This is a genomic window from Altericroceibacterium spongiae, assembly GCF_003610805.1.
GTDB lineage: Bacteria > Pseudomonadota > Alphaproteobacteria > Sphingomonadales > Sphingomonadaceae > Altericroceibacterium > Altericroceibacterium spongiae.
The window spans coordinates 1-21,645 of record NZ_RAPF01000014.1; the positions used below are offsets into that span (position 1 = coordinate 1).

24 protein-coding genes and 2 pseudogenes are annotated in these 21,645 nt (G+C 62.8%); 15 read left to right on the plus strand and 11 right to left on the minus strand.

Annotated elements, in window-relative coordinates; translation table 11 throughout:
- Positions 1-108: 108 nt before the first annotated feature.
- Positions 109-417 (minus strand): annotated as a pseudogene (locus D6851_RS16220) (tyrosine-type recombinase/integrase); the annotation flags it as partial.
- Between the two features lie 56 nt (positions 418-473).
- Between D6851_RS16220 and D6851_RS18115 the strand changes: the two are divergent.
- Positions 474-746, plus strand: coding sequence for a hypothetical protein (locus D6851_RS18115; protein ID WP_338014762.1), 273 nt, complete (start codon positions 474-476; stop codon positions 744-746).
- Positions 747-1,056: 310 nt separating this feature from the next.
- Here the strand turns inward: D6851_RS18115 and D6851_RS16230 are convergent, their stop codons facing one another.
- The 4 genes from D6851_RS16230 to D6851_RS16245 all read right to left on the minus strand — a co-directional run bounded on the left by D6851_RS16230 (position 1,057) and on the right by D6851_RS16245 (position 3,288).
- Positions 1,057-1,446, minus strand: coding sequence for a nucleoside deaminase (locus D6851_RS16230; RefSeq protein WP_210210385.1), 390 nt, complete (start codon positions 1,444-1,446; stop codon positions 1,057-1,059).
- 68 nt (positions 1,447-1,514) lie between these two features.
- Complete coding sequence (locus D6851_RS16235) at positions 1,515-2,060, minus strand: AAA family ATPase (RefSeq protein WP_210210386.1); 546 nt, start codon at positions 2,058-2,060, stop codon at positions 1,515-1,517.
- Positions 2,061-2,068: 8 nt separating this feature from the next.
- Positions 2,069-2,785: a 2OG-Fe dioxygenase family protein gene (locus D6851_RS16240; protein ID WP_120325962.1), complete on the minus strand. Its 717-nt coding sequence runs from the start codon at positions 2,783-2,785 to the stop codon at positions 2,069-2,071.
- A complete protein-coding gene (locus tag D6851_RS16245) occupies positions 2,782-3,288 on the minus strand; it encodes a cupin domain-containing protein (RefSeq protein WP_120325963.1) in 507 nt (168 codons plus the stop codon). Before D6851_RS16245 ends, D6851_RS16240 begins: the two co-directional genes overlap by 4 nt.
- 73 nt (positions 3,289-3,361) lie before the next feature.
- Between D6851_RS16245 and D6851_RS16250 the strand changes: the two genes are divergently transcribed.
- Genes D6851_RS16250 through D6851_RS16265 form a run of 4 tightly spaced genes read left to right on the plus strand, consistent with a single transcriptional unit; the run spans position 3,362 to position 5,638 of the window.
- The gene (locus tag D6851_RS16250; RefSeq protein WP_120325964.1) at positions 3,362-4,009 is read left to right on the plus strand and encodes a 2-hydroxychromene-2-carboxylate isomerase; all 648 of its coding nucleotides are present in this window, start codon (positions 3,362-3,364) and stop codon (positions 4,007-4,009) included.
- Positions 4,006-4,446: a PaaI family thioesterase gene (locus tag D6851_RS16255; protein WP_210210387.1), complete on the plus strand. Its 441-nt coding sequence runs from the start codon at positions 4,006-4,008 to the stop codon at positions 4,444-4,446. The genes D6851_RS16250 and D6851_RS16255 overlap by 4 nt, the downstream gene beginning before the upstream one ends.
- Entirely contained in the window at positions 4,443-4,994 is a 552-nt protein-coding gene (locus D6851_RS16260; RefSeq protein ID WP_120325965.1) for an RBBP9/YdeN family alpha/beta hydrolase, read from the plus strand. The genes D6851_RS16255 and D6851_RS16260 overlap by 4 nt, the downstream gene beginning before the upstream one ends.
- Positions 4,991-5,638 carry a LysE family translocator gene (locus D6851_RS16265; RefSeq protein WP_120325966.1) on the plus strand — a complete coding sequence of 216 codons (648 nt, stop codon included), beginning with the start codon at positions 4,991-4,993 and terminating at the stop codon, positions 5,636-5,638. Before D6851_RS16260 ends, D6851_RS16265 begins: the two co-directional genes overlap by 4 nt.
- Before the next feature lie 60 nt (positions 5,639-5,698).
- On the opposite strand, the gene catB is transcribed toward D6851_RS16265, so the two are convergent.
- Together catB and D6851_RS16275 are read right to left on the minus strand one after the other, a co-directional pair.
- Complete coding sequence (gene catB, locus D6851_RS16270; protein WP_120325999.1) at positions 5,699-6,334, minus strand: type B chloramphenicol O-acetyltransferase; 636 nt, start codon at positions 6,332-6,334, stop codon at positions 5,699-5,701.
- A 167-nt stretch (positions 6,335-6,501) separates the two neighbouring features.
- A complete protein-coding gene (locus D6851_RS16275) occupies positions 6,502-7,446 on the minus strand; it encodes a LysR family transcriptional regulator (protein ID WP_210210388.1) in 945 nt (314 codons plus the stop codon).
- A gap of 90 nt (positions 7,447-7,536) precedes the next feature.
- Here D6851_RS16275 and D6851_RS16280 point away from each other — a divergent pair, with 90 nt between their 5' ends.
- The gene (locus D6851_RS16280) at positions 7,537-7,971 is read left to right on the plus strand and encodes a VOC family protein (RefSeq protein WP_120326000.1); all 435 of its coding nucleotides are present in this window, start codon (positions 7,537-7,539) and stop codon (positions 7,969-7,971) included.
- A gap of 33 nt (positions 7,972-8,004) precedes the next feature.
- Here the strand turns inward: D6851_RS16280 and D6851_RS16285 are convergent, their stop codons facing one another.
- From D6851_RS16285 to D6851_RS16295, 3 genes are read right to left on the minus strand one after another with little or no spacing between them, the layout of a single operon-like run.
- Complete coding sequence (locus D6851_RS16285) at positions 8,005-8,316, minus strand: cupin domain-containing protein (protein WP_120325968.1); 312 nt, start codon at positions 8,314-8,316, stop codon at positions 8,005-8,007.
- A 42-nt stretch (positions 8,317-8,358) separates the two neighbouring features.
- Positions 8,359-8,742, minus strand: coding sequence for a nuclear transport factor 2 family protein (locus D6851_RS16290; RefSeq protein WP_120325969.1), 384 nt, complete (start codon positions 8,740-8,742; stop codon positions 8,359-8,361).
- A gap of 11 nt (positions 8,743-8,753) precedes the next feature.
- Positions 8,754-9,347 (minus strand): LysE family translocator, encoded by a 594-nt coding sequence (locus D6851_RS16295; protein WP_120325970.1) that lies wholly within the window; start codon positions 9,345-9,347, stop codon positions 8,754-8,756.
- An 86-nt stretch (positions 9,348-9,433) separates the two neighbouring features.
- Here D6851_RS16295 and D6851_RS16300 point away from each other — a divergent pair, with 86 nt between their 5' ends.
- From D6851_RS16300 to D6851_RS16340, 9 genes and pseudogenes are all read left to right on the plus strand, one after another.
- Positions 9,434-10,822 (plus strand): aminotransferase-like domain-containing protein, encoded by a 1,389-nt coding sequence (locus D6851_RS16300; RefSeq protein ID WP_120325971.1) that lies wholly within the window; start codon positions 9,434-9,436, stop codon positions 10,820-10,822.
- A gap of 21 nt (positions 10,823-10,843) precedes the next feature.
- Positions 10,844-11,383 carry a DMT family transporter gene (locus D6851_RS16305; RefSeq protein ID WP_238474171.1) on the plus strand — a complete coding sequence of 180 codons (540 nt, stop codon included), beginning with the start codon at positions 10,844-10,846 and terminating at the stop codon, positions 11,381-11,383.
- A gap of 237 nt (positions 11,384-11,620) precedes the next feature.
- Positions 11,621-11,821: pseudogene (locus D6851_RS16310) on the plus strand (IS5/IS1182 family transposase); the annotation flags it as partial.
- 197 nt (positions 11,822-12,018) lie between these two features.
- On the plus strand, positions 12,019-13,215 hold the full coding sequence (locus D6851_RS16315) for an isochorismate synthase (protein WP_183030149.1): 1,197 nt from the start codon (positions 12,019-12,021) through the stop codon (positions 13,213-13,215).
- Positions 13,215-14,846, plus strand: a complete 1,632-nt coding sequence (locus tag D6851_RS16320; RefSeq protein ID WP_120325973.1) for a (2,3-dihydroxybenzoyl)adenylate synthase — start codon at positions 13,215-13,217, stop codon at positions 14,844-14,846. The genes D6851_RS16315 and D6851_RS16320 overlap by 1 nt, the downstream gene beginning before the upstream one ends.
- Positions 14,843-15,493, plus strand: coding sequence for an isochorismatase family protein (locus D6851_RS16325; RefSeq protein WP_120325974.1), 651 nt, complete (start codon positions 14,843-14,845; stop codon positions 15,491-15,493). The genes D6851_RS16320 and D6851_RS16325 overlap by 4 nt, the downstream gene beginning before the upstream one ends.
- Entirely contained in the window at positions 15,490-15,729 is a 240-nt protein-coding gene (locus tag D6851_RS16330) for a phosphopantetheine-binding protein (protein ID WP_120325975.1), read from the plus strand. The genes D6851_RS16325 and D6851_RS16330 overlap by 4 nt, the downstream gene beginning before the upstream one ends.
- Before the next feature lie 3 nt (positions 15,730-15,732).
- Positions 15,733-19,602: a non-ribosomal peptide synthetase gene (locus D6851_RS16335; protein ID WP_120325976.1), complete on the plus strand. Its 3,870-nt coding sequence runs from the start codon at positions 15,733-15,735 to the stop codon at positions 19,600-19,602.
- On the plus strand, positions 19,599-20,378 hold the full coding sequence (locus D6851_RS16340; protein WP_183030150.1) for a 2,3-dihydro-2,3-dihydroxybenzoate dehydrogenase: 780 nt from the start codon (positions 19,599-19,601) through the stop codon (positions 20,376-20,378). The genes D6851_RS16335 and D6851_RS16340 overlap by 4 nt, the downstream gene beginning before the upstream one ends.
- Before the next feature lie 17 nt (positions 20,379-20,395).
- Here D6851_RS16340 and D6851_RS16345 read toward each other — a convergent pair whose 3' ends face one another.
- Positions 20,396-21,547, minus strand: coding sequence for an amidohydrolase (locus tag D6851_RS16345; RefSeq protein WP_120326002.1), 1,152 nt, complete (start codon positions 21,545-21,547; stop codon positions 20,396-20,398).
- Positions 21,548-21,645: the final 98 nt, after the last annotated feature.

Consider the following 21,645-nt stretch of genomic DNA (forward strand, 5'->3'; position numbering starts at 1 on the left):
GCATTTGGCATTGGCCCCTCGGTCATGACCGAGGCCATGGACGTGCTCAATCAGCATTTTGCCAATGCTGCCTGATCCCCAGACGGGGTGACGCTGCCCGGCCGTCACCAATGTTTGCAACAGAGCCGTATGACTCAGCAGGATCTGGACCGCCCGAAGATTGCCTGTGGCTTTGCAGATCAGCGCTGCCTTGGTCCGTCGCATCGAGTGTGTGCCATACTCCCGCTTGTCGAGGCCAATCGTTGAAACCCACTCGTCAACAAGACGAGCATACTGCCGTGTGCTCAAATGGCCGAGATAATCGATTCTGCTTGGGAACACGAAGTCGCGGATAGTTCCGCCGCGCCGATCAAGCCATGCCTTCAGGCTCTTGCGTGCCTCCGACATGATCTCGAATTGCACCGGCCTGCCAGTCTTTTATTGGATGACGGTCGCGCGATCCCTCTCCAGCCGCGTCTTACGAAGCGGCTAGGATCGCGTCTTCGCGCCGAGCCGACTATCTTTCTCGAGGTCGGGATTTCGTGACCGAAACGGTCTTCTCGCATCCCTCCAAGCTTGAACTGATCGACGAAGCACGAACCAAAGGTTTCACCGTCATCGTGATGCATGTCGGCGTCGAAACGCCAGATCTCTCTGTCGCGCGTGTCGGTACGCGCGTCGAGGAAGGCGGTCAATATCGTACCCGAAGACAAGATCCGCGCCCGTTACGAGCGTGGCGCGCCATTCATTCGGGCCGGAGTCCTTAAAGCAGATCGCGGCAAAGCAGATCGTGGCATGGTCTTCGACAATTCGCGTCTCAACGAACCGCCGACCCATTGCCTGACATTCGCGAACGGGCGGCTGGCCTTTGCGTTGCCGCGCCTACCCGACTGGATCAGATCGGTTTATGAAGCAGACCTAGATATCGAGGCTAAGTGCAAAGGGTGGCGGGCAGGCCGCCCGGTGCCAGCCAGGTAATACGACCCTACTCTTCATTGAGTGTCGTTTGCACAGCCGATCGCCCACCCTGCGTCCAGATGTCGAACGTCGACTGACCTTCCTCAGCCATCATCTGGATCATGGAGATTTCACGTTCTGCAAGGGCCGCTGAAGTTCCGCATAAAGCGTCCGATCATCGAACCCCGCACGCGCAGCGGCGTTTCGGTCCGTCGCGAACCGGACAGCCGAGATCCGCGACCAGTAAATAGCTGACATGCACATGGGGCATGGCTCAGAGCTTGAATATAGAATGCAGCCATCGAGGAACGGCGATTCGAGCGTCTTGCTGGCGTTCCGAATTGCGACGATTTCGGCGTGGGCGGTCGGATCGTTGTGAGCATGAACGTGATTGAAGCCTTCCTTCACTATCACCGCACCAAAGGGCGGTCCCGAGCCCTGCGAGATTGCCTCTTGAGACAGGGCGATAGCTCTTGCCATCGCATCCTCAGGCAGAACCGGATTGACCATATTTTTCTCCGACCGGGGAATGGTTGCCGGCTTCCGGCCGAAAGGTTGGTACTTAGGCTTAGCTGTCATCACGTCTCCAGCTTCGCAATCCAGTGCTGCAGGAAAGCAGCGCGTTTATCGGGCGACACGAGAGGGAGGGGTACGAGAGTGTATCCCAGTTGCTGATAGACACGCGCCATCACGTCATGAGTCGCCACCGCCTCGTCCCAGTCCTGCTTGCGCTCGGTATCCTTGGCGTAGATCTCGGCCCAGGGCGGCGCGATGAAGACATGCCAATTGTACCGGTTGCTCTCCGCCGCGCGTGTGAGGTCGCCGGGTATGCCCAGCCCGCACAATATGCGGTAGCCGATGATGTCGGGAATGCCTCGGTCGAAGAACAGGACGCCGTCTTTCGTCCGTGCCTCCTCATAGGAGCTGAGGTCATGCGTAAGCATCCGCTCGGCAAAGGTGTCGCGGTCATCCCATGGCAGAGCGGTTCCGCCGGCGGCCACCTCGTCGCGGATCACCGCTCGTCCGGCCTCGGGCATATGCGGCAAGCCTTGTTTGGCCAACACTGCAAGGAGCGTGCTTTTGCCTGATCCCGGTCCACCGGTTACGACGAAGAAGCGATCCATCCTGTCCCTCAACTTTCCCGCGCTTGCGCGAAGGTAAGGACCAGCGTGTCCCGCCATGCGGGGGCGCCCGGTATCGCGGACTCGATCGGCGTTGTGCCGTGGCGGACGGTACGGTCATCGAGTAGCAGCGCTTCGCCGGGACGGGTTAGCCGATGTTCGAGGACGCAAGCGCCGGAAGCATCCTCGACGCGGCTTTCACCGCCTGCGTAATCGCTGCCGCCGACGAGCAGGATCAACACCCAGTCGCGCCCGTCATGATGCATGCCCTCCGGCGTGGGGAGGCCGGGCTGTCCCGACAGCGCTTCGATGCGAAATTGATGCGCTTCCACCGTCCAGGAGTTCGGACCCCTCGCGCTCGCATCCGCGATCAAGGTGGCGGTGCCCAGTACCAGCGCCTGAAACAGCGGCGATCCGGTTTGATCTTCGGCCATCGGCGCGAACCATCGTTCGATGCCGCCATTCAATGGATTGTCATCGCGCTCCTGGTAGTGCGGGCGATGCGGCAGGTGCGTGCATTTCCCGCCTGCAACCTCAAAGGCCGCGTAGCGTCTGCGGCGATAGGTGCCACCGTCGGCCATCCATGTGTTGCGCGGCAGATCATCCCAGCTCCGCGCAAATGCGGCCCATTCCGGGGTGCCGGGATCAACCAGCTTACCCGGCGGCAGGAGCTGGGCGGGCGGCGTGGCGATGCACTCACCGGAGGCAATAGCGAGCCGCCCGGTCATGTCTCGCCGTCCCAGTAGCCGACCGCATCGACATAGCGCCCGACATGGTCCACCGAGCGGCTCGCCTTGTCGCCACCGGGCGCAGCGCCTGCCATGACCGCGAACTTGCCGCTGTCGGGATAGTCGATCACGTCGGGCTCGTTCATCGTGCTGATGGCGAGATAGCGCAGGTCCGTATCGCCGATGTTGATAATCTGGTGCGCACTTGCCGCGCCGCTGGCCGGGCACAGCGCGACATCGCCCGCCCGCAGTGCATGATCGCCATCGGCATAGCGCAGGCAGCCGCTGCCGGAGAGGATCACGAACAGTTCCTCATTCGCGTGATGGCCGTGGAACGGCCACGCCCGTTTGCCTGGCGGTACCACGACGAGCCTTCCGCCCAGCATGTGCGCACCCAGCGGCGAAGCGAAGGACGCCATACGCGCCTCGTAGAGATCACCGTGCGCTTGTGTTTGCAGGTCGAGGGTGTCGAGATGAAGAACGGGGGGTGTGATAACGGCCATGATTGAACCAATACAATGTTTGATTTGATCGACTCATGAGTTGATACAATGATGAGGCCCAAGGAGCAACCAGATGAGCACAAAGACCCCGGCCGACTTCTATTTCGATCCCGTCTCGCCCTTCGCCTTCCTGATGTGGAAGCGCCTGCGTGAAGACGATTTCGGACTGGAGATACGCCCGGTCCCGGTGCTGCTGGGGGCGCTGCTGAACCACTGGGGGCTGATCGGTCCGGCGGAAGTGCCGCCCAAACGGGCACAGACCTATCGCATGTGCCAATGGCTTGCTGACAGGAACGGTATCGTGCTGCGCTTTCCCGATACGCATCCGTTTCGTTCGGTCGAGGCTCTGCGGCTGCTGATTGCGCTCGATGCCCGCGTGGATGCTGTAGATACCGTGTTCGAGGCGGTTTTTGCGAAAGGCCGGGATCTGACCGATGGCGCCGAACTGGAGAGGCTTGGCGGCGAACTTGGTCTTTCCGCTGTGCAGGATAGGATCGCGAGCGCGGATGTAAAGGACGGGCTCCGAGCCAACACCGAGGCGGCGATCGCGCGCGGCGTGTTTGGCGTGCCCACGCTTGCGATCGGGGAGGACCTGTTCTGGGGCTTCGATACGCTGGGCATGGTGCGCGATTATCTGGCCGATCCCAAAATGTTCCAGACGGCTGAGATGCAACGCCTCGGCACTCTCGATTATGGCGTGCCCCGGAGGACAGAATCGTGAGCGGGGCCAATGACCCGCTTCTGCTCGAACGCGTTCGCGAGAACTTCTCGCGTCAGAGCTTCATGGGGCTGATCGGGGCCGAGGTGATCCACGCCAGCCACGGCAAGGTGGTTCTCGATCTGCCGTTCCGGACTGATCTTTGCCAGCAGAACGGCTTCCTCCATGGCGGCGTGGTCGGCGCTATTGCCGACGTGGCGGGCGGTTATGCGGCCTATTCGGTCTTCGGGGATGGCGATGATGTCCTGACGGTCGAATACAAGCTCAATCTTATCCGCCCGGCGGGGGGAGAACGCCTGCGCGCCACGGGCGAGGTGCTGCGCGCCGGCCGCGCCCTGACGGTCTGCGATCTCAAGGTCCATGCAATGCGTGAGGGAGAGGAGGTGCTGTGCGCTTCCGGCCAGCAGACACTCATGCGCATGGAAGTGGGCAGCGCATGACACTCCCAATCCTTTTGCTTCCCGGCATAGGCGGTTCGGGACCGGACCATTGGCAAAGCCATTGGGAGCGGACCGATTCCGGCATGACCCGCTTCGCACCGTCCCACTGGGATCGGCCGGAACTTGCCGACTGGTGCGAGGCGCTGGATCGAGCGGTTGGGACGCTGGATCGCCCGCCTATCCTGGTCGCGCATAGCCTGGCCTGCCTGCTGGTGGCGCATTGGGCCGCCGCGCGGGAAACTCCGGTAGCCGGCGCGATGCTGGTCGCCGTGCCCGACCCGTGCGGACAGGCGTTTCCAGATGAAGCGCGGACTTTCGCGCAAGTACCGGAGCAGCCCCTGCCGTTTCCCAGCCTGATCGTCGCCAGCGCGAACGATCCTTACGGAACAGTCGATTACAGCAAACGACGCGCCCGGCAGTGGGGTTCGCGGCTGATCGCGTTGGGTCCGCTCGGCCATATCAACGCGGGCAGCAATCTTAGCGATTGGCCGGAGGGCCGGGATATCCTCACTTCCTTCCGTGCCGAAATCGAAGGGAATGGAGCATGACCATCTGGACTGCGCTTGCCGGGTTCATGCTGGCCGCCGGGCTTCTCGTCATCACCCCCGGCCTCGACATGGCACTGGTCCTGCGCACACTCGCCGTCGAGGGACCGCGTCAGGCTCTCGCGGCGGCGGCAGGCGTGGTTGCGGGCGTTCTTGCCTGGGGGCTGATTGTGGCGCTGGGGCTTGGCGCGCTGCTCGCGCTGTCAGGCACGCTCTACACGCTCCTGCAATATGCAGGCGCCGCCTATTTGCTATGGCTGGGACTGGGCATGGTTCGGGCGGCTCTCAAATCGGGTGCGCCCTCCGATGCAGCAAGTCCGGCATTGCCATCTGCTCCATCACGATCGGGCAACTGGTTCATCAAGGGCCTGCTCACCAATCTGCTCAATCCCAAGATGGGTGTCTTCTATGTGAGCTTCCTGCCGCAGTTCATTCCGGCGGGAGCGTCGGTACTGGGCTTCAGCCTGTTGCTGGCGGCGCTTCACGCCACGCTCGGCATGGCCTGGTTTGCGCTCCTGATCCTTGGCAGCCTTCCGCTGCGGCACTGGTTCGCGCAAGGGGCCGTAGCGCGCTGGCTCGATGGCCTGACCGGCGGCGCGCTCATCGCGCTGGGCCTGCGCATCGCCTTCCATCCGACGCAGCGATAGCCGCACAAACGCACCGGCTGCCCGTCCCACGGTACGTTCGGACGGGCAACTCTCCTGTTGTCATTTGGCTTGAACGACATTCCGCCAATGATCGTGCAACTCGCTGACCGAAGAGTTCGTAAGCAGCGGCATGGCCTCTCGGAGCTGTTCGTCGGTCCAGTTCCACCATTGCAGTTCCAGCAGCCGGGCAATATCGGCCTCGTCGAACCGTGTTCGGATCACTGTCGTCGGATTGCCGCCGACGATGGTGTAGGGGGCCACATCTTTGGTTACCAGCGCGCGCGTGCCGATGACCGCGCCGTCACCGATCGCGACGCCGGGCATGATAATGGCTTCCGAACCGATCCACACGTCGTTGCCGACCACGGTATCGCCTGCCGGTAAATAGCCATTCGCGGCGCCTTCGAAGGCCGGGACTTCGGGCATCCAGTGGAAGGGAAAGGTGCTGATCCAGTCGCTGCGGTGACCCTGATTTCCGGCCATGATGAAGGCCGCGCCTGATCCGATCGAGCAGAAACCGCCGATGATCAGCCTGTCCGCACCATCATCGGGAACGAGGAAGCGGGCGCACTCATCGAAGCTGTGGCCGTGATAATAGCCTGAATAGTAGCTGTAGCGCCCGACTATGATGTTGGGGTTGGTGACCTGACGGTCGAGAGGGACGCCCTTGAACGGGCTTTCGAAATAATTGCTCATGAAATGTACCACTGAATGCTGGCCACTGTGGGCCATGTCGTTCGTCATGCGTCTAGGCACGCGGAACCATTAGCGGCAGGCCGTTGATCCGGCCGCCGCGAAAACTCCTCACGCAACGCGCGCGGGAGAGGCTTCAGATGGTACAGTCTGCGGACTTCATGCGATCCCTATGCTTCGTGCATGGGCCTGAGCAAGTCCAATGAGGTCGGCTTTGACGTGCCGCTGACAATCCCGGCGATTTGCTCGCGTAGCCAGCGGTGCGCCGGGTCCATCTCGCGGCGGCGATGCCAGGTCTGGACGAAGGGGAAGCTGGCCATCTGAAATGGCAAATCGTTGCACCGTAAGCCCCCCGTGCCCAGATGCGCGATGCTGCGCCGTGCCGCGGTCAGCACAAGATCGGTGCCTCTGACCATTTCGGGGGCCGCCGACCAGTGAGGGATCTGCACCGCGATCCGGCGCTTGTGCCCAAGGCGTGCAAGCGCATCGTCGATCTCGCTATCGTCCTCCAGCGCGACAGTGACGCGCACATGAGGACGCTCAAGATAGCGATCGAGCGATAGCGACCCGGCCAGGACTGTCTCGTCATGGAGGCAGGCAAAGGTCTCTTCGAACAGCAGCGCGCTGCCAAGATCTTTGTACCGCGCCTGATCAAGCGCGGGATAGACGCCGAGCGCCAGATCGATCTCCCCGTCAACCAGTGCGGTCAGCGCCCGCTCTCGCCCATAGGATATGACCGTGAGGTCGATCAGCGGCGCGGACGTTCGAAGCCGCGCGACAAGCCTGGGCAACAGGATCGCCGCGCCATAGTCGGACAGGGAAAGGCGAAAATGGCGACTGCATTGCAGCGCGTCGAATGCAGGCTGCTCGATCATCGAACGGACCAGCGCGAGGGCCTCCGCCAGCGGTTCAGCCAGTTGCAGGGCGCGCGCCGTGGGTTGCGGGCCGCCTTCGCCGCGTACCAGCAGCGGATCGTCGAACAGGTCTCTCAGCCGCGCCAGAGCATGGCTGACCGCAGGCTGCGAACGGTTGAGCCGCAATGCCGCGCGCGACACATGCCGCTCTTCGATGAGCGCCTCCAGGATCGGCAGCAAAGCCAGATCGGATGGATTCATATTATTCATTTCCTGCATGATAATCGTATCGAATGGCGATTTCCATTCGGTATTCTTATTTTGCAGATTGGGCGGAAAGGAGAAACGACCATGAACCCATCGCCCTCAACAGATCTAGGCATGTCGCACATTGCGCTCGTGGTACGCGACATCGACAAGGCAATCGCCTTCTACGAGGAATTTGCCGCGCTTCATGTGGTGCATCGCCGCGCTGCCGGCGGCGATGTGGAGGAGGTCGCGTGGATGGCCGATGGCCTGCGCCCGTTTGCGCTGGTCCTGATAGGGGCGAGCGCGTTCGACGACACCCCGCTCGGCCCGTTCGGGCATATCGGCATCGCCTGTGCAAGCCGGGAAGATGTGCTGCGCCTCGCCGCCGAGGCCGAACGGCGTGGCATCCTGCGCTCCGCACCGCGCGACGACGGCCTGCCGGTCGGGCTCTGGACCTATATTGCCGACCCGGATGGAAATACGCTCGAACTGTCCTTTGGACAGGAGATTGCCTTCACAGTTGAGGCTCCGCAATAGCGCGCAATCGGCCAACACGGCACCTCAGGATTCCTACACGCTTGCGGCCCGTTCGATCACCAGGATGCGCGCTTCGCCAAGGGGGTGGGCGACATGTTCATCGCCCGGTTCGGCGTGAAAGATGTCCCCTGTTTCAAGATGCAGAACTTGTTCGCCGCCAGCGGTCCGGACATGCATGTCGACACGCCCGTCAAGGACAGCGAAGACTTCCGGGCCATCGTTGATGTGCCAGCGGTAGGGCTGGTCGGTCCAGTGCAGCCGCACGGTCGCGTCGCCGATCCGCTCGATCGACAGCGCGTTCCACGCTGATCTGCCGGTGAAGTCGCGGGCGCGGATAACCTGCATTTCTATCCTCTTGCTTACCGCTCTTGTGACGGAGATTTGGGATCAGTTACCAGGCGACGTTTCCTGCGCGCTGTAGAAGCTCTCGCCTTCGACCTGTCGGTCGTCCACGAAGCGCATCGTTTCGAGCGCCCGCCTGGCCTTGCCGTTGCGCCGGGCCACATAGTGGACGCCGAGCACCTGGCGCTCGATATCGCAGACGGCGGCGATCAGGGTAAAATGCAGTTCGGACGAAGCCTCCAGCGCCCTTGACCAATAGGCGCGCAAACTGGCCTTGCCCTCGATGATGGGAGATCCCGTCAGTTCCGCGGCCAATGGGCTGATGAAGCGCGCGTCTTCGGCAAAGTGCGCCAGAATGGCGTCGAGATCGCGCGCGTTCCAGTTGGTGATCCAGTTCCCCGCGAACATCTCCATTTCTTCCCGGTTCATCGCGTTATCCTTCAAACCAGAAACAGCAGCGCGGTGAGCGCGGTCAGAACCGCCATCACGCGCACGAACACGATCATGCCCTTGCGGCTTTCGAGCAGTTCGCGGGCCCCCGCGCCCATCGCCGCCCAGGTTGCGATGGAAGGCAGGCCGACCAGCACAAAGGCTGCGACGATCACGCTGAGCTGCAAGGCAAGTGGCTTGCCGGACACGGTAAAGCTGGCGATGGCGGGCATGGTGATCGCCCAGGCCTTGGGATTGACGAACTGGAAAGCGGCCGCTTTCCAGAAGGTTAGCGGATGTGCGCCCCCGCGGCGTTCGACGCCTTCCGATTGCCACAGCTTTACCGCCAGCCATCCGAGATAGACAGCACCGAAGATCCGCACTGCCCAACGCAGCACCGGCCATGCCTCGAACAGCGCGCCCAGACCCAGCCCGCTGAGCACCAGCATGAGGGCGCAGCCGAAATTGATCCCGAAGATATGCGGAATGGTCCGACGGAATCCGAAAACCAGCCCCGACGAGGCGAGCATGATGTTGTTGGGGCCGGGCGTCGCCGTGCAGACGAAACTGTACAGCGCAAGCGGGGCAAGCAGACTCGTATCCATGATGTGCTCCTGCGAAGCTGGATGATCATCATTGAACTATGAGTCAAATGTGATATTGAACCGGTTCAATATAGTCGGGAATGACAATGAAGGACTGGAAGCCGGATATCTCGAACGGCAGTGCGCCGGTGTACGAGCGTCTCGTGACTGCGCTGGAAGGCGATGTGCGCGATGGCCGCCTTGTGCCCGGCGACCGTTTGCCCCCCCAGCGCGATCTCGCACACCGCTTGTCCCTGAGTGTCGGCACGGTCAGCCGGGCCTATGTCGAGGCGGAGCGGCGGGGGTTCATTTCCAGCCATGTGGGCCGGGGTTCGTTCGTCGCCGACCGGGCAAGGCCGCATTCCTCGCCGCATGACACCGGCCCGCTCGACATGGCGCATAATGTGCCGCCGCTCGATCCTGCCGAGCGCTGGATCGGGGAGGGTTTGTCCCGCGTGCGCCAGCGCGCCGATCTTGGCACAGCGGTAAACTATGCGCCGCCCGAAGGCCTGGCCTCGATCCGCGAGGCCGGGGCATCATGGCTGACGCGCCGTCATGGCATGACGCGCGCGACGGCGGATCGGGTCATCCAGTGCAACGGCGGACAGCATGGCCTTGCGCTGGCTTTCGCGGCGCTGGCGCGGCCCGGCGATACGATCCTGTGCGAAGCCGCGACTTATCCCGGCATCCGCACACTGGCCGACCATGCGGGCTACCGCCTGCAGGGTGTTGCCATGGATGCGCGCGGCATCGATCCCGAAGCGCTGTCTCGCTGTGCCCGGGAGACTGGCGCCAAGGTGCTGGTCATAATCCCGACCTTGCAGAACCCGACCACGATCACCCTCGATGCCGCGCGCCGCGCTGACATCATCGAGGTCGCCCATGCCCATGATCTGATGATCGTGGAGGACGATGCCTATCGCGTCTTCGCCGATGCCGGGGCGGCGGACTGCTTTGCGGATCTCGCGCCGGAACGGACGTTGATGGTCGCGGGCGTTTCCAAGGCGGTCGCACCCGGTTTGCGGCTCGGTTTCCTGTTGCCGCCTGATAATGAAGATATTCGCGATCGACTGCTGCTGGGCATCCGCGCCTTTGGCTACAGCCCACCCTCGCTGGGTGGTCTGGTCTTCAGCCAGTGGGAACAGGACGGAACGGCCGACAGGATCGCCGACGATGTGATCGTGGAAAGCGAGGCGAGGACGCAGCTGGCGTCGTCGATCCTCGGCAAGGCGATGGCAGTGCCGGGGGCGGGGCGCAGCCTCCACGTCTGGATGCCGATGCCCATGCTCGATGCCGAACGGCTGAGCGCCCGCGCCTTGCGCGCCTCCATCGCGCTGACGCCGCCTGACGGGCCGATTGTCGATACCCTGGCACCCTCTGGGGTTCGCCTGTGCCTTGGCGGCCTGCGCTCGCGCGAAGCTCTCGAGCGAGCGCTAAACGACATCGCTGCCATGCTGACGACTGCCGGAGGCAGTGCGGCGCGCGGTCTGGTCTGACATGCGGGGCCAGCCATGCACATGAATCGATCCCCGGCGAGTGGTACGGATCTCTGGTCTTACGCCACGCTCTGCATCGTGATCCTGTTCTGGTCGGGCAATTTCATTGTCGGGCGAGCGGTGAACGGTGTCATTCCGCCATTCACCCTGGCGCTGGTCAGGTGGAGTGGCGCGCTTGTGATCCTTTTGCCTTTTGCCTGGCGGCATTTGCGCGCCGATCGGCAACGACTCCTGTCGCACTGGAAGGCGGTCCTGCTGCTTGGCCTGACGGGCGTGGCGGCCTTCAATGCGTTCATCTATTCGGGCCTGCAATTCACCACCGCCAGCAAGGGGCTCCTGCTTCAGGCAGGCGATCCCCGCCCTCATTCTCCTGTTCAATCGCATCTTTTTCGGCGACCAAACATCGGCTTTGCAGATCGTCGGCGTGACTCTCTCCATGCTGGGCGTGGCGGTCGTGAGCAACAGGAGCTTGGCGCGCTCGATCTGGCGATGAAGGATGAAGCGGTGCGGCCGTGTGCCGGTAGAATTGAGGAACGCCGCGCTGAAATGCTGGATACTTAACCCGGCGACGCTCGCCAGCGCTGCCACGCTCAAGCCGCTCTCCATCTCGGCTTCAATATAGTCGCACACTTTGTTGAGCCGGTATTGCCCCAATCCGCCGCGCATGAGGGGCCGTTCCTTCGGAGCAGCGCTATAGTGCCGGAACAGTAAGATCGCCATTGCGATGCCAAGATGCTCGGCAAATGTGTCTTCGCTCGCCGCTCCGCTCAACAATTCTTCCCGTGCCGCCCGCATACCGAACGCGATTTTCGCGGCGAAAAGCGCAGCAATGCAACCCATGCATCGACGACCGATTCCGATGCCCGGCTGTTCGAGAAGGCGCGTGGTCAGGCCGCGAAGCGGTGCCACATGGGCCATGTCCTTATGGAGAACCGCAATGGCCTCGTTGTCGATGCGATCCTCACCCACGCCACCGGCACTGCCGAACGCGAGGCCGCGCCGTCCTTGTCGGTTGCAGGCGCGGTTGAAGCCGGTTGGCTTAAAGATATAACTAAATCGAATAACCCTTATCCGGCAATCATGGGTCGCGCTGGCGATGCGGTTCGGCTAGGCGGCGCTATTGCGATGCAGTCGCGAAATAGAGTACGGGATGGTCCCGCTCTATTGTGATCTATCTGTATCCTGAAGGTGTTTACGTGTTTGCTTTGTACCAGAAAGAACGCTGTGTCGAAACCACGGGCATAAAGCGTAAACTCGCAATTCCCGCAGTCTGGGAGACAGAACACGCGGTTGCTGCTCATTTCGCCGCCGGTAAAGATGGCGAAGAGACTGTCGATGCGTCGGAATCGCGCATCGCCGATCCGGCGCCGCATTCACTGCTGGTCGGGGCCCTGCCCTTCGATCGGCAGGCTGCCCCGCTGCTGATCGAACCTGAAACGGCGTCATGGCGCCATGGGGTCGAAGCGCTGGCGCTCTCTGCGCAGGCGCCTGCCCGCCTGCCCGCCAGGCCAGTGCGGCTGACCGGTGAGCCCGACGGGCCTGCTTATGCCAGGATCGTTGCCGAAGCGCTCCGGCGGCTCGACAGGCGCGAAGGAGCTGTGCTGCGTAAAGTGGTGCTGGCGCGCAGCCTGCATATCGTGATGGATCGCCCGGTCGATCCGCTCGCCATTGCCGCGCGGCTAATGCGGGACAATTCGGTCACCACCTTTTTGATGGATCTGGAAGAAGCCACTGGCCTGCCGGGGCATAAGATGGTCGGCGCGACACCCGAATTGCTGGTAGCGCGCAAAGGATCGCAAGTCCTGTCTCATCCGCTGGCAGGGTCCGCGCCGCGTTCTTCCGATCCCGCTGCCGACCGGGCTGCGGCAGACGGGCTGCTCCATTCGGAAAAGGACCAGCGCGAACACAGTCTGGTGGTGGAAGCGATTGCCGATATGCTGGCGCCTTATTGCAGCGCCCTGACCATGCCCGAAGGCACTACCTTACGGTCCACGGCGAGCATGTGGCATCTCGGCACACGGATCGAGGGAAGGTTGAAAAACGGAGCTATGCCTTCTGCCGCGGGGCTTGCGGCACTGCTTCACCCGACACCGGCGGTCGGCGGTATGCCGCGTCAGGCGGCGCTGGACTGTATTCGCGAATTGGAGCCGCAGGACCGGGGCTTTTATGCCGGAGCCGTTGGCTGGACCGACCGGGCGGGCGACGGTGAATGGTATGTTTCGCTGCGCTGCGCCGAGCTGCGCGACAAACAATTGACCTTGCATGCCGGAGCGGGAATCGTGGCAGGGTCCGATCCGCAAAGCGAAGTGGCAGAAACATGGGCCAAGTTTCGAGCCATTCTGCAAGGGCTCGGTATTGAAGCCGATGACAGTTTGATGGAGTTTGCTGCCTGATGATTCCGCTTGAACAGCCTTTCCCGGAAGAATTTGCCCGGCGCTATCGCGAACGCGGTTACTGGCGGGGTGACACATTCCCCGAGGTGCTGGAACGACAGGCTGCGGATCGTCGCGATGCCCTGGTGGTGATCGGGGGCGATGAGCGCTGGACCTATGGCGAACTGGCAGAGCGGGCCGAAACCATGGCCGCGGGTTTCCTGAAACTGGGCCTGAAGCCGGGTGACAGGGTTGTGGTACAACTACCTAATATTCCTGCTTTTTTTGCCGTCACTTTCGGCCTGTTCAGGGCCGGGCTGATCCCGGTTTTTACATTGCCGGCGCATCGCCTGACCGAAATCATCCATTTCGTCCGTAAATCCGAAGCATCGGCGCTGGTGATTGCCGATGAGTTTGACGGTTTCGATTACCGCCCGCTCGCCGCCGCAGTGAAAGAAGCGGTTCCCGCGCTCGCCCATGTGGTGGTGATCGGCGAGGCGGGCGAGCATAAGGCTGCCAGCGATTTTTCGGCGGACCCGTCTTGTCTGCCCGCTATTTATCCCGATCCTTCCAGTGTCGCGCTGGTGCAGATTTCGGGCGGCAGCACGGGCCTTTCCAAGCTGATCCCGCGCACCCATGACGATTATCTCTATTCGATCTGGGCGAGCAACGATCTGTGCGGCATCACGCCCGACAGTGTCTATCTCGCGGCTTTGCCGGTGGCGCATAATTTCCCGATGAGTTCACCCGGCGTGTTCGGAGCGATCTATGCCGGGGCGACAATCGTAATGGCGCCCAAGCCCGATCCGCGCACCGCTTTTCCGCTGATCGAACAGGAAAAAGTAACGATTACCGGGCTGGTGCCACCGCTTGCGCTGTTATGGCTGCAATCGGCGCCCAAACTGGGTTACGATCTTTCCAGCCTCGAAGTGTTGCAGGTCGGGGGGGCGAAATTCATGCCCGAAGCAGCGAAGAAAGTCCGCCCGGTGCTCGGCTGCACGCTGCAACAGGTTTTCGGCATGGCCGAAGGGCTGGTCAATTATACCCGGCTCGACGATCCCGAAGAGATTATCGTCAACACGCAGGGACGGCCGATCTCGCCGGACGATGAAGTGCTGGTGCTGGACGATCAGGGGCAGCCGGTGCCCGATGGCATGCCCGGCAATCTGCTCGCCCGCGGGCCTTATACGATCCGGGCCTATCACGATGATCCGGGGGCCAATGCGCGCTCTTTCACCGAAGACGGCTTTTACCGTACGGGCGATGTCGTGAAGCGAATGGCAGGCGGTTATGTCGAAGTGCTGGGCCGCGCGACCGACCATATCAATCGCGCGGGCGAGAAAATTTCCGCCGAGGAAGTGGAGGACCATCTGCTCGCCCATCCGGCGATTTTCGATGCGGCTGTAGTGTCCATGCCCGACCGTTTTCTGGGCGAGCGTTCCTGCGCTTTTATCATTCCCGATGGCGACGCGCCGAGTGCGGCGGCGCTTAAAGCCTGGATGCGCGATCGCGAAATCGCAGCCTTCAAGATCCCCGATCAGGTGGTGATGGTGGACAGTTTCGCCACCACCGCAGTGGGCAAGATCAGCCGCAAGGAATTACGCGCGGCTTTGCGCGAACAGCAGCTTGAAAAGGAAGGCACGCGAATATGAGCGATGGTTCCGCCAGACTGCCTTCGATTGCACCCTATGCCATGCCGCAGCCGGACGAATGGCCCCAAAGCCGGGCGCCATGGGCCCTTGAGGCTGGCAGGGCCGCTCTGCTGGTGCACGATATGCAGGCCTATTTCTTTGATGCTTTTACGCCGGAGAGCGAGCCCGTTACCTCGCTTGTGGCCAATATTGCGCGGCTGATCGAAGCTGCACGGGCGGCGGATATGCCGATTTTCTATACCGCGCAGCATGGCGATCAGGACCGGCGCGACCGGGGCCTGCAGGCCGATCTGTGGGGGCCGGGTATGCGCGATATTCCCGCACATCTGCCGATTGTTGCTCCGTTGGCACCCGCGCCGGAGGATTTCGTGCTGGTCAAGCATCGCTATTCCGCTTTCCAGCGCAGCAATCTTGCCGAACTGATGCGGGTGCGCGGGCGCGATCAGATCATCCTTTGCGGCATCTATGCCCATATTGGCTGCCTGATGACCGCTGCAGAAGCCTTTCAGCGCGATATAGAGCCCTTTTTCGCGGCCGATGCACTGGGCGATTTTTCACGGGACTGGCACGATATGGCGCTGTCCCATGCTGCCGATTGCTGCGCGGTGCTGCGCAGCACGGCGCAGATAACCGAGGATCTTGCATGACCACCGAACCGTTCACGCGCGAAAAGCTGCGTCAGGATATCGCCGCTATGCTCGAAATCGATGCCGATGCGCTGGGCGATGACGACAATCTGATGGATATGGGCCTCGATTCCATGCGGGCGATGAATCTCGTCATGCAATGGGATGAAGAAGGTGTGCCGGTCGATTTTGGCGATCTGGCTGAGAATATGACGCTCGCCAGCCTTTGGTCCGTGGTGCAGGAACGGCAGGGCTGAACGATGCCGCAGATCGTGCCGCTCACCGAGGCGCAGGCGGGCCTGTGGTATGCGCAGCGGCTCGATCCGGCCAATCCGATTTTCAACACCGGCCAGTATCTCGATATAAACGGGCCGCTGGACGAAACGGCGTTTACCTCTGCGGTCAATCGCGCCTGTGACGAAGCCGAGGCGCTGGCGCTGTGCTTTGTCGAAAGGCCGGAAGGGCCGGGGCAATATGTCGATCCTGCGCTGACTCCGCGCCTGCAGATCGTCGATTGTGCAGGCGAGGCGGACCCCGCAGCGGCGGCGCTGGAGGCGATCCGGCGCGATATGGCAACGCCCGTCGATCCGCTGCGCGACAGGCTGGCGCGGCAGGTGCTCTACCGGCTCGGGAAGGAGCATTATTACTGGGCGCAGCAGATCCACCATCTGGCGACTGACGGTTATGGCATGGTGCTGCTGACGAGCCGGATTGCCGAACTCTATGCCGCTGCAACGGTGGAAGGGCGCCGGGAAGGGCGCGCTTTTGCATCGCTCGCCGGCGTCTGGGCGGAGGATGCCGCTTATCGTATCTCGCCCGAGCGGGAAGCGGATGCGCGCTGGTGGCGCGACGCGATGGCGGGCATGGAAGATGTCGGCAGTATGGCGCCCGGCAAGCCGCAATCGGCCTTTACCTTTCATCGCCATGCCGAAGCATTGCCCGAAGCGACACGTAAGGCGCTGCTCGCTTTCGCCAAACAGAAAGGCCTGTCCTGGCCCGATGTGCTGACTGCGCTCACCGCTGCCTATTGCCGCCGTTTTACCGGCACGCCGGAGATTGTGCTCGGCGTGCCCTATATGGGGCGGATGGGCAGCGCCTCCGCGCGGGTTCCGGCGATGGTGATGAATGTTCTGCCGCTGCGTGTCGCCCCCGATGAAGCCGCACCGCTGGCCGATTTTTGCGCCGAAATCGCCCGTGCGACCGGCGATGCGCGTAAAGCGGGGCGTTACCGTTCCGAACAGTTGCGCCGCGATCTGGGGCTGCTGGGGGGGCATAAACGGCTCTATGGCGCGCTGGTCAATGTCCAGCCTTTCGACCGTCCGCCGCGCTTTGCCGGGCTGGAGGTGACGCTGCATGTCACCGGCACCGGCCCGGTCGAGGATATCGACTTCACCTTTCGCGGCGATGCGATGTCCGGCCTGTCGATCGAAGTGGATGCCAATCCCGATCTCTACAGCACTGCGGAAGTCCGCGCCCATGTCGAACGGCTCGGCCTGTTCCTCACGCGCGCGATGGAAGCACAAACACTCGCCGACATCCCCACCGCCACGCCTGCCGAGGAACAGCGCGAGCTGGAAGCGTTTAACGCCACCGCGCATGAATTGCCCGATACCACGCTTACCGCTTTGCTGACCGGGGCCATGACCGCGCAGCCTGCGAGCGAAGCCCTGCGTTTCGCAGGCCGGAGCCTTACTTATGCCGAGCTGGACCGCCGCAGCGCCGCGCTGGCCGAAACCTTGCGCGGGCGCGGAGTAACGGCGGAAAGTATCGTCGCCATTGCCCTGCCACGCTCGCTCGATCTGGTGATCGCGCTCATCGCCGTGCTGCGCGCGGGCGGGGCTTATCTTCCGCTCGACACGGATCATCCGCCGGAGCGGATCGCCGCCATAATGGAGAGCGCAAAACCGCAAGCGGTGCTGGCTACAGACGATCCGCACGGGCTTTACGGTTCTGCCCTGCTGACCCCGCAGGACTGGCGGAAGGAACCGCAAGGCGATGCCTTGCCGGAGGTGACGCCCGATCAGGCGGCCTATGTCATCTATACCAGCGGATCGACCGGCACGCCCAAAGGCGTGGTCGTCACCCATCGGGCCATCGTCAATCGCCTGCTATGGATGGACGAGCATTATGCCATCGGTCCGCAGGACCGGATTCTGCAAAAGACCCCGGCCACTTTCGATGTCTCCGTATGGGAATTTTTCCTCGCCTTGATCCGGGGCGGGGTGCTGGTCGTGGCACCGCCTGGTGCGCATCGCGATCCGGCGGCGCTGGCCGCGCTGATCCGGGATGAGGGCATTACCACGCTGCATTTCGTGCCTTCCATGCTGGCGGCTTTTTGCGATGCGCCCGAAAGCGCCGGATTGCAGCTTGCGCGCGTCTTTTGCAGTGGCGAGGAACTGCCCGCCGATCTGCGCGACCGGTTTCATCGGCGTATCCGCGCCGAACTGCACAATCTCTATGGCCCGACCGAAGCGGCGGTGGATGTCAGCTACTGGCCCGCCGATGCGCAGGACCGCGCCGCGCCCGTGCCGATTGGCTGGCCGGTCTGGAATACGCGGCTTGTCCTGCTCGATGATCGTCGCCGCCCGGTTCCGCCCGGTGTCGCCGGGCATCTCTATCTTGGCGGTGTGCAACTGGCGCGCGGCTATCTGGGGCAGCCGGAACTGACGGCAGAGCGCTTTATCGCCGATCCCTTCCATGAGGGGGAACGGCTTTACATGACCGGCGATCTCGCGCGGCGCCGGGCGGACGGAGCGGTGATTTTCCTCGGCCGGGCGGACCATCAGGTGAAAATCCGCGGCTTGCGGATCGAACTGGGCGAAGTGGAAGCGGCCATCGCGCAGACCGGGCTGGTCCGCAGCGCCGTGGTGCTCGAACGCGATCAGCGTCTGGTTGCCTATATCCTGCCCGAGGATAGCTATAGCGAAACAGCTTTGCGCAACCGGCTCGCCGAACGGCTGCCCGATTATATGGTGCCCGCCGCAATCATGGCGCTGGAGGACTTTCCGGTGACCGCCAATGGCAAGCTCGACCGCAAGGCGCTTCCCGAACCGCGTTTCGCCGCCGCTGGCGGCGGGGCACCTTCCACGCCGACCCAGCAGAAGCTCGCTGCGTTCTATGGTACGCTGCTCGACGTGGAAGGTGCTATCGGGGTGGAGGATGATTTCTTCGCACTGGGCGGGGATTCGCTCTCGGCGATGCAATTGCTGCTTCATATCCGGGAGGAATGGGGCCGCGATCCAGGCCTTGCCGCTCTGTTCGAACATCCCGATATTGCCGGTCTCGCCCTATGCGTGGATGCGCTGGCCGAAGGCGGTACGGGGGATGACAGCACTGGCCCGCTGATCCGCCTGACCCGCGGGGAGAGTGACCGTCCGCCGCTTTTCATGATCCATCCGGCAGGCGGGCTGTGCTGGGGCTATCGCACGCTCGCCAGCACGCTCGATCCTCAGCGCACTGTTTACGGGCTGCAATCGCCCGCTCTGGCCCCCGATCGCGAATTGCCCGGCAGTATCGATGACCTGGCGAAAGATTACACCGCCCGGATCATCGATATCGCCCCGGCAGGGCCGGTACATCTCGCCGGATGGTCGGTCGGCGGCATTATCGCCCAGGCCATTGCGGTGGAGCTGGAGGCGGCCGGGCGAACCGTGGGGCTGGTGGCGCTGCTCGACGCCTATCCTGCCGAATGCTGGCGCGCCGAACCCGAGCCCACCGCCGCGCAGGCGCTGCGCGCTTTGCTGGCCATTGCCGGTTACGATCCCGAAGCCCATCCCGAGCTGGAAACGCGCGAACAGGTGCTGACCTTTCTGCGTGCCGGGAACAGCCCCCTGGGCAATCTTCCGCCACGCGCGCTCGATGGCGTGGTGCGGGTTGTGCTCGATACGAACCGGCTGATCCGTGGCCATTATCACCGCCCCTTCGGCGGGCGGCTGACGCATATTCGCGCCGCGCTCGATCATCGTGACCGGCCCGATCTCACGGCCGATTTATGGATGCCTTATGCCGGTTCTATCGACCGGCTGAACGTGCCTTTTCTCCATCCGCAACTGACCGGGCCGGAAGCCAGCACGCAAATAGCGCCCGCTCTCTGCAAAAGGATGGATGAGATGGAAAGGGTCGGCGTATGAGCCGCGATATGGGATTTTCCGGCAGGATCGCTTTCGTAACCGGAGCGGGCGGCGGCATCGGACAGGCCATGGTGCGCCTGTTGCTGGCTGAGGGCGCGCGCGTGGTGGCGAGCGACCTTGCAGTGCCCGTTTTTCCCGGCGATCCGAACCAGGTTGCGGATACACTGTGGTGTGCAGCGCTCGATGTCGGGGACAGTCAGGCGGTGACCGATCTGGTCGACCGGGTGGAAGAGGAATGGGGGCCGATCGATTTCGCGGTGAATGTCGCGGGCGTGCTCTCGACCGATACGGTGCTCGAAATGAGCGATGCCGAATGGCACCGTACCTTCGATGTGAATTGCCATGGCGTGTTCCATGTCGGGCGGGCGGTGGCCCGCCATATGGTGGAGCGCGGGCGCGGGGCCATGGTCACGGTGGGGTCGAATGCCGCCGGTGTGCCGCGCCATGCCATGTCCGCCTATGCCGCTTCCAAGGCGGCGGCGCATATGTTCACCCGCTGCCTCGGTATCGAGCTGGCGCCGCATGGCATTCGCTGCAATATCGTCGCGCCGGGATCGACCATGACACCGATGCAGACCGGCATGTGGGCAGACGATCAGGGCGCGGCGCGGGTGATTGCCGGGCAGCCCGAACAGTTCAAGGCCGGCATTCCGCTGGGCAAGCTGGCCGAGCCGGAGGATATTGCCGAAGCGGCCTTGTTCCTGCTTTCCGACCGGGCGGGCCATATCACCATGGCCGATCTCTATGTCGATGGCGGCGCCACGCTGCGCGCATGACGCCGTTTTGCCAGCCTTCAGCCGAGGCGCTGCTGGATCAGCCTGGCAAAAATGCTTGCCGCCACAGGCAGCAGCGTATCGTCGAAATCATAGGCGGGATTATGGCACATGGCGCTGTTCTGACCGAAGAACATATAGGCCCCCGGTGCGGCCTGCAGAAACAGCGCGAAATCATCGGTAAAGGGGAAGGGCGAATGGTCGCGCAGCACATTGTCCGCGCCGACCACTTCGGCGCAGGCCTGCGCGGCGCGCGCCGCCCCTTCGGGCGCATTGACGCAAGGGGGCACTTCGGCCAGTCGCTTGCATGTGATGGTGCAGCCGCTCATCGCAGCGATGCCTTCGCAGGCTTTTTCGAGCCGGGTGTAAAGCAGATCGATCACTTCGGGTTTGACCGCCCGCAGCGTCCCGCCGAGCGAAGCGGAAGCGGGAATGATATTATGCGAGCTGCCCGCCTGCATCGAACAGACCGTTATCAGCCCCGCTTCTGCCGGATCGAGATAGCGCCCGACGATCGAAGAGATTTCGCTGGCAAGCCGCGCAGCGGCCTGCAGCGGGTCGGTCGCCTTGAAAAAGGCCGCGCCATGGCCGCCTTCGCCTGCGATGGTGATATCCCAGATAATGTAACCGTTAAGCGTGGGCCCGGTGCTCACACCGGCCTGCCCCGGTTCGAGCAGCGGCATATTGTGAAAGGCATAGACTTCGTCGAAGGGAAAACGTTCCAGCAGCCCGTCGGCGATCATCGCCTGTGCACCCAGCCCGTTTTCTTCGGCAGGCTGAAAGATCAGCACCACTTTGCCGCTTGCCGGCGGATTATCGGCCAGCCAGCGCGCTACACCCAGCAGCGAAGCGGTGTGCCCGTCATGCCCGCAAGTATGGGCCACGCCTTCGATATGCGAATGATAAGATGTACCCGCCAGATCGTCCATCGGCAGCGCATCCATATCGGCGCGCAGGGCGATGCTTTGCCCCGGCCTACCGCTATCCACCACCGCAACTACGCCGGTTCCGCCGATCCCTTCCACCGGAGCGAGCCCGAACCGGCGCAATTTTTCGGCCACGATGCCCGATGTGCGCTTTTCTTCGAAAGACAATTCGGGATGGCGGTGGAAATCGTGTCGCCACTCGGTCATGTCGGAATGAAAAGCGTCGATGGCGGCGAGTGTTTTCAAGAGAAGATCCTTCTGGCGGCGGTCTTGCAATACGGACAGACGAGCCGGGCAGTAATGGCTCGCAGGGATAGGGTTTTTCCGCCAATGCCTATAGAGGG

What these genes read in the sequence shown, in the direction of transcription:
- D6851_RS16330 (WP_120325975.1), top strand. Translation starts at nt 15,490, where the DNA reads ATGACCACCGAACCGTTCACGCGCGAAAAGCTGCGTCAGGATATCGCC.
- D6851_RS16230 (WP_210210385.1), bottom strand. Translation starts at nt 1,446, where the DNA reads ATGGTCAATCCGGTTCTGCCTGAGGATGCGATGGCAAGAGCTATCGCC.
- D6851_RS16275 (WP_210210388.1), bottom strand. Translation starts at nt 7,446, where the DNA reads ATGAATCCATCCGATCTGGCTTTGCTGCCGATCCTGGAGGCGCTCATC.
- D6851_RS16305 (WP_238474171.1), top strand. Translation starts at nt 10,844, where the DNA reads ATGAATCGATCCCCGGCGAGTGGTACGGATCTCTGGTCTTACGCCACG.
- D6851_RS16340 (WP_183030150.1), top strand. Translation starts at nt 19,599, where the DNA reads ATGAGCCGCGATATGGGATTTTCCGGCAGGATCGCTTTCGTAACCGGA.
- D6851_RS16240 (WP_120325962.1), bottom strand. Translation starts at nt 2,785, where the DNA reads ATGACCGGGCGGCTCGCTATTGCCTCCGGTGAGTGCATCGCCACGCCG.
- D6851_RS16235 (WP_210210386.1), bottom strand. Translation starts at nt 2,060, where the DNA reads ATGGATCGCTTCTTCGTCGTAACCGGTGGACCGGGATCAGGCAAAAGC.
- D6851_RS16295 (WP_120325970.1), bottom strand. Translation starts at nt 9,347, where the DNA reads ATGGATACGAGTCTGCTTGCCCCGCTTGCGCTGTACAGTTTCGTCTGC.
- D6851_RS16290 (WP_120325969.1), bottom strand. Translation starts at nt 8,742, where the DNA reads ATGAACCGGGAAGAAATGGAGATGTTCGCGGGGAACTGGATCACCAAC.
- D6851_RS16280 (WP_120326000.1), top strand. Translation starts at nt 7,537, where the DNA reads ATGAACCCATCGCCCTCAACAGATCTAGGCATGTCGCACATTGCGCTC.
- D6851_RS16335 (WP_120325976.1), top strand. Translation starts at nt 15,733, where the DNA reads ATGCCGCAGATCGTGCCGCTCACCGAGGCGCAGGCGGGCCTGTGGTAT.
- catB (WP_120325999.1), bottom strand. Translation starts at nt 6,334, where the DNA reads ATGAGCAATTATTTCGAAAGCCCGTTCAAGGGCGTCCCTCTCGACCGT.
- D6851_RS16325 (WP_120325974.1), top strand. Translation starts at nt 14,843, where the DNA reads ATGAGCGATGGTTCCGCCAGACTGCCTTCGATTGCACCCTATGCCATG.
- D6851_RS16320 (WP_120325973.1), top strand. Translation starts at nt 13,215, where the DNA reads ATGATTCCGCTTGAACAGCCTTTCCCGGAAGAATTTGCCCGGCGCTAT.
- D6851_RS16285 (WP_120325968.1), bottom strand. Translation starts at nt 8,316, where the DNA reads ATGCAGGTTATCCGCGCCCGCGACTTCACCGGCAGATCAGCGTGGAAC.
- D6851_RS16245 (WP_120325963.1), bottom strand. Translation starts at nt 3,288, where the DNA reads ATGGCCGTTATCACACCCCCCGTTCTTCATCTCGACACCCTCGACCTG.
- D6851_RS16265 (WP_120325966.1), top strand. Translation starts at nt 4,991, where the DNA reads ATGACCATCTGGACTGCGCTTGCCGGGTTCATGCTGGCCGCCGGGCTT.
- D6851_RS16250 (WP_120325964.1), top strand. Translation starts at nt 3,362, where the DNA reads ATGAGCACAAAGACCCCGGCCGACTTCTATTTCGATCCCGTCTCGCCC.
- D6851_RS16300 (WP_120325971.1), top strand. Translation starts at nt 9,434, where the DNA reads ATGAAGGACTGGAAGCCGGATATCTCGAACGGCAGTGCGCCGGTGTAC.
- D6851_RS16260 (WP_120325965.1), top strand. Translation starts at nt 4,443, where the DNA reads ATGACACTCCCAATCCTTTTGCTTCCCGGCATAGGCGGTTCGGGACCG.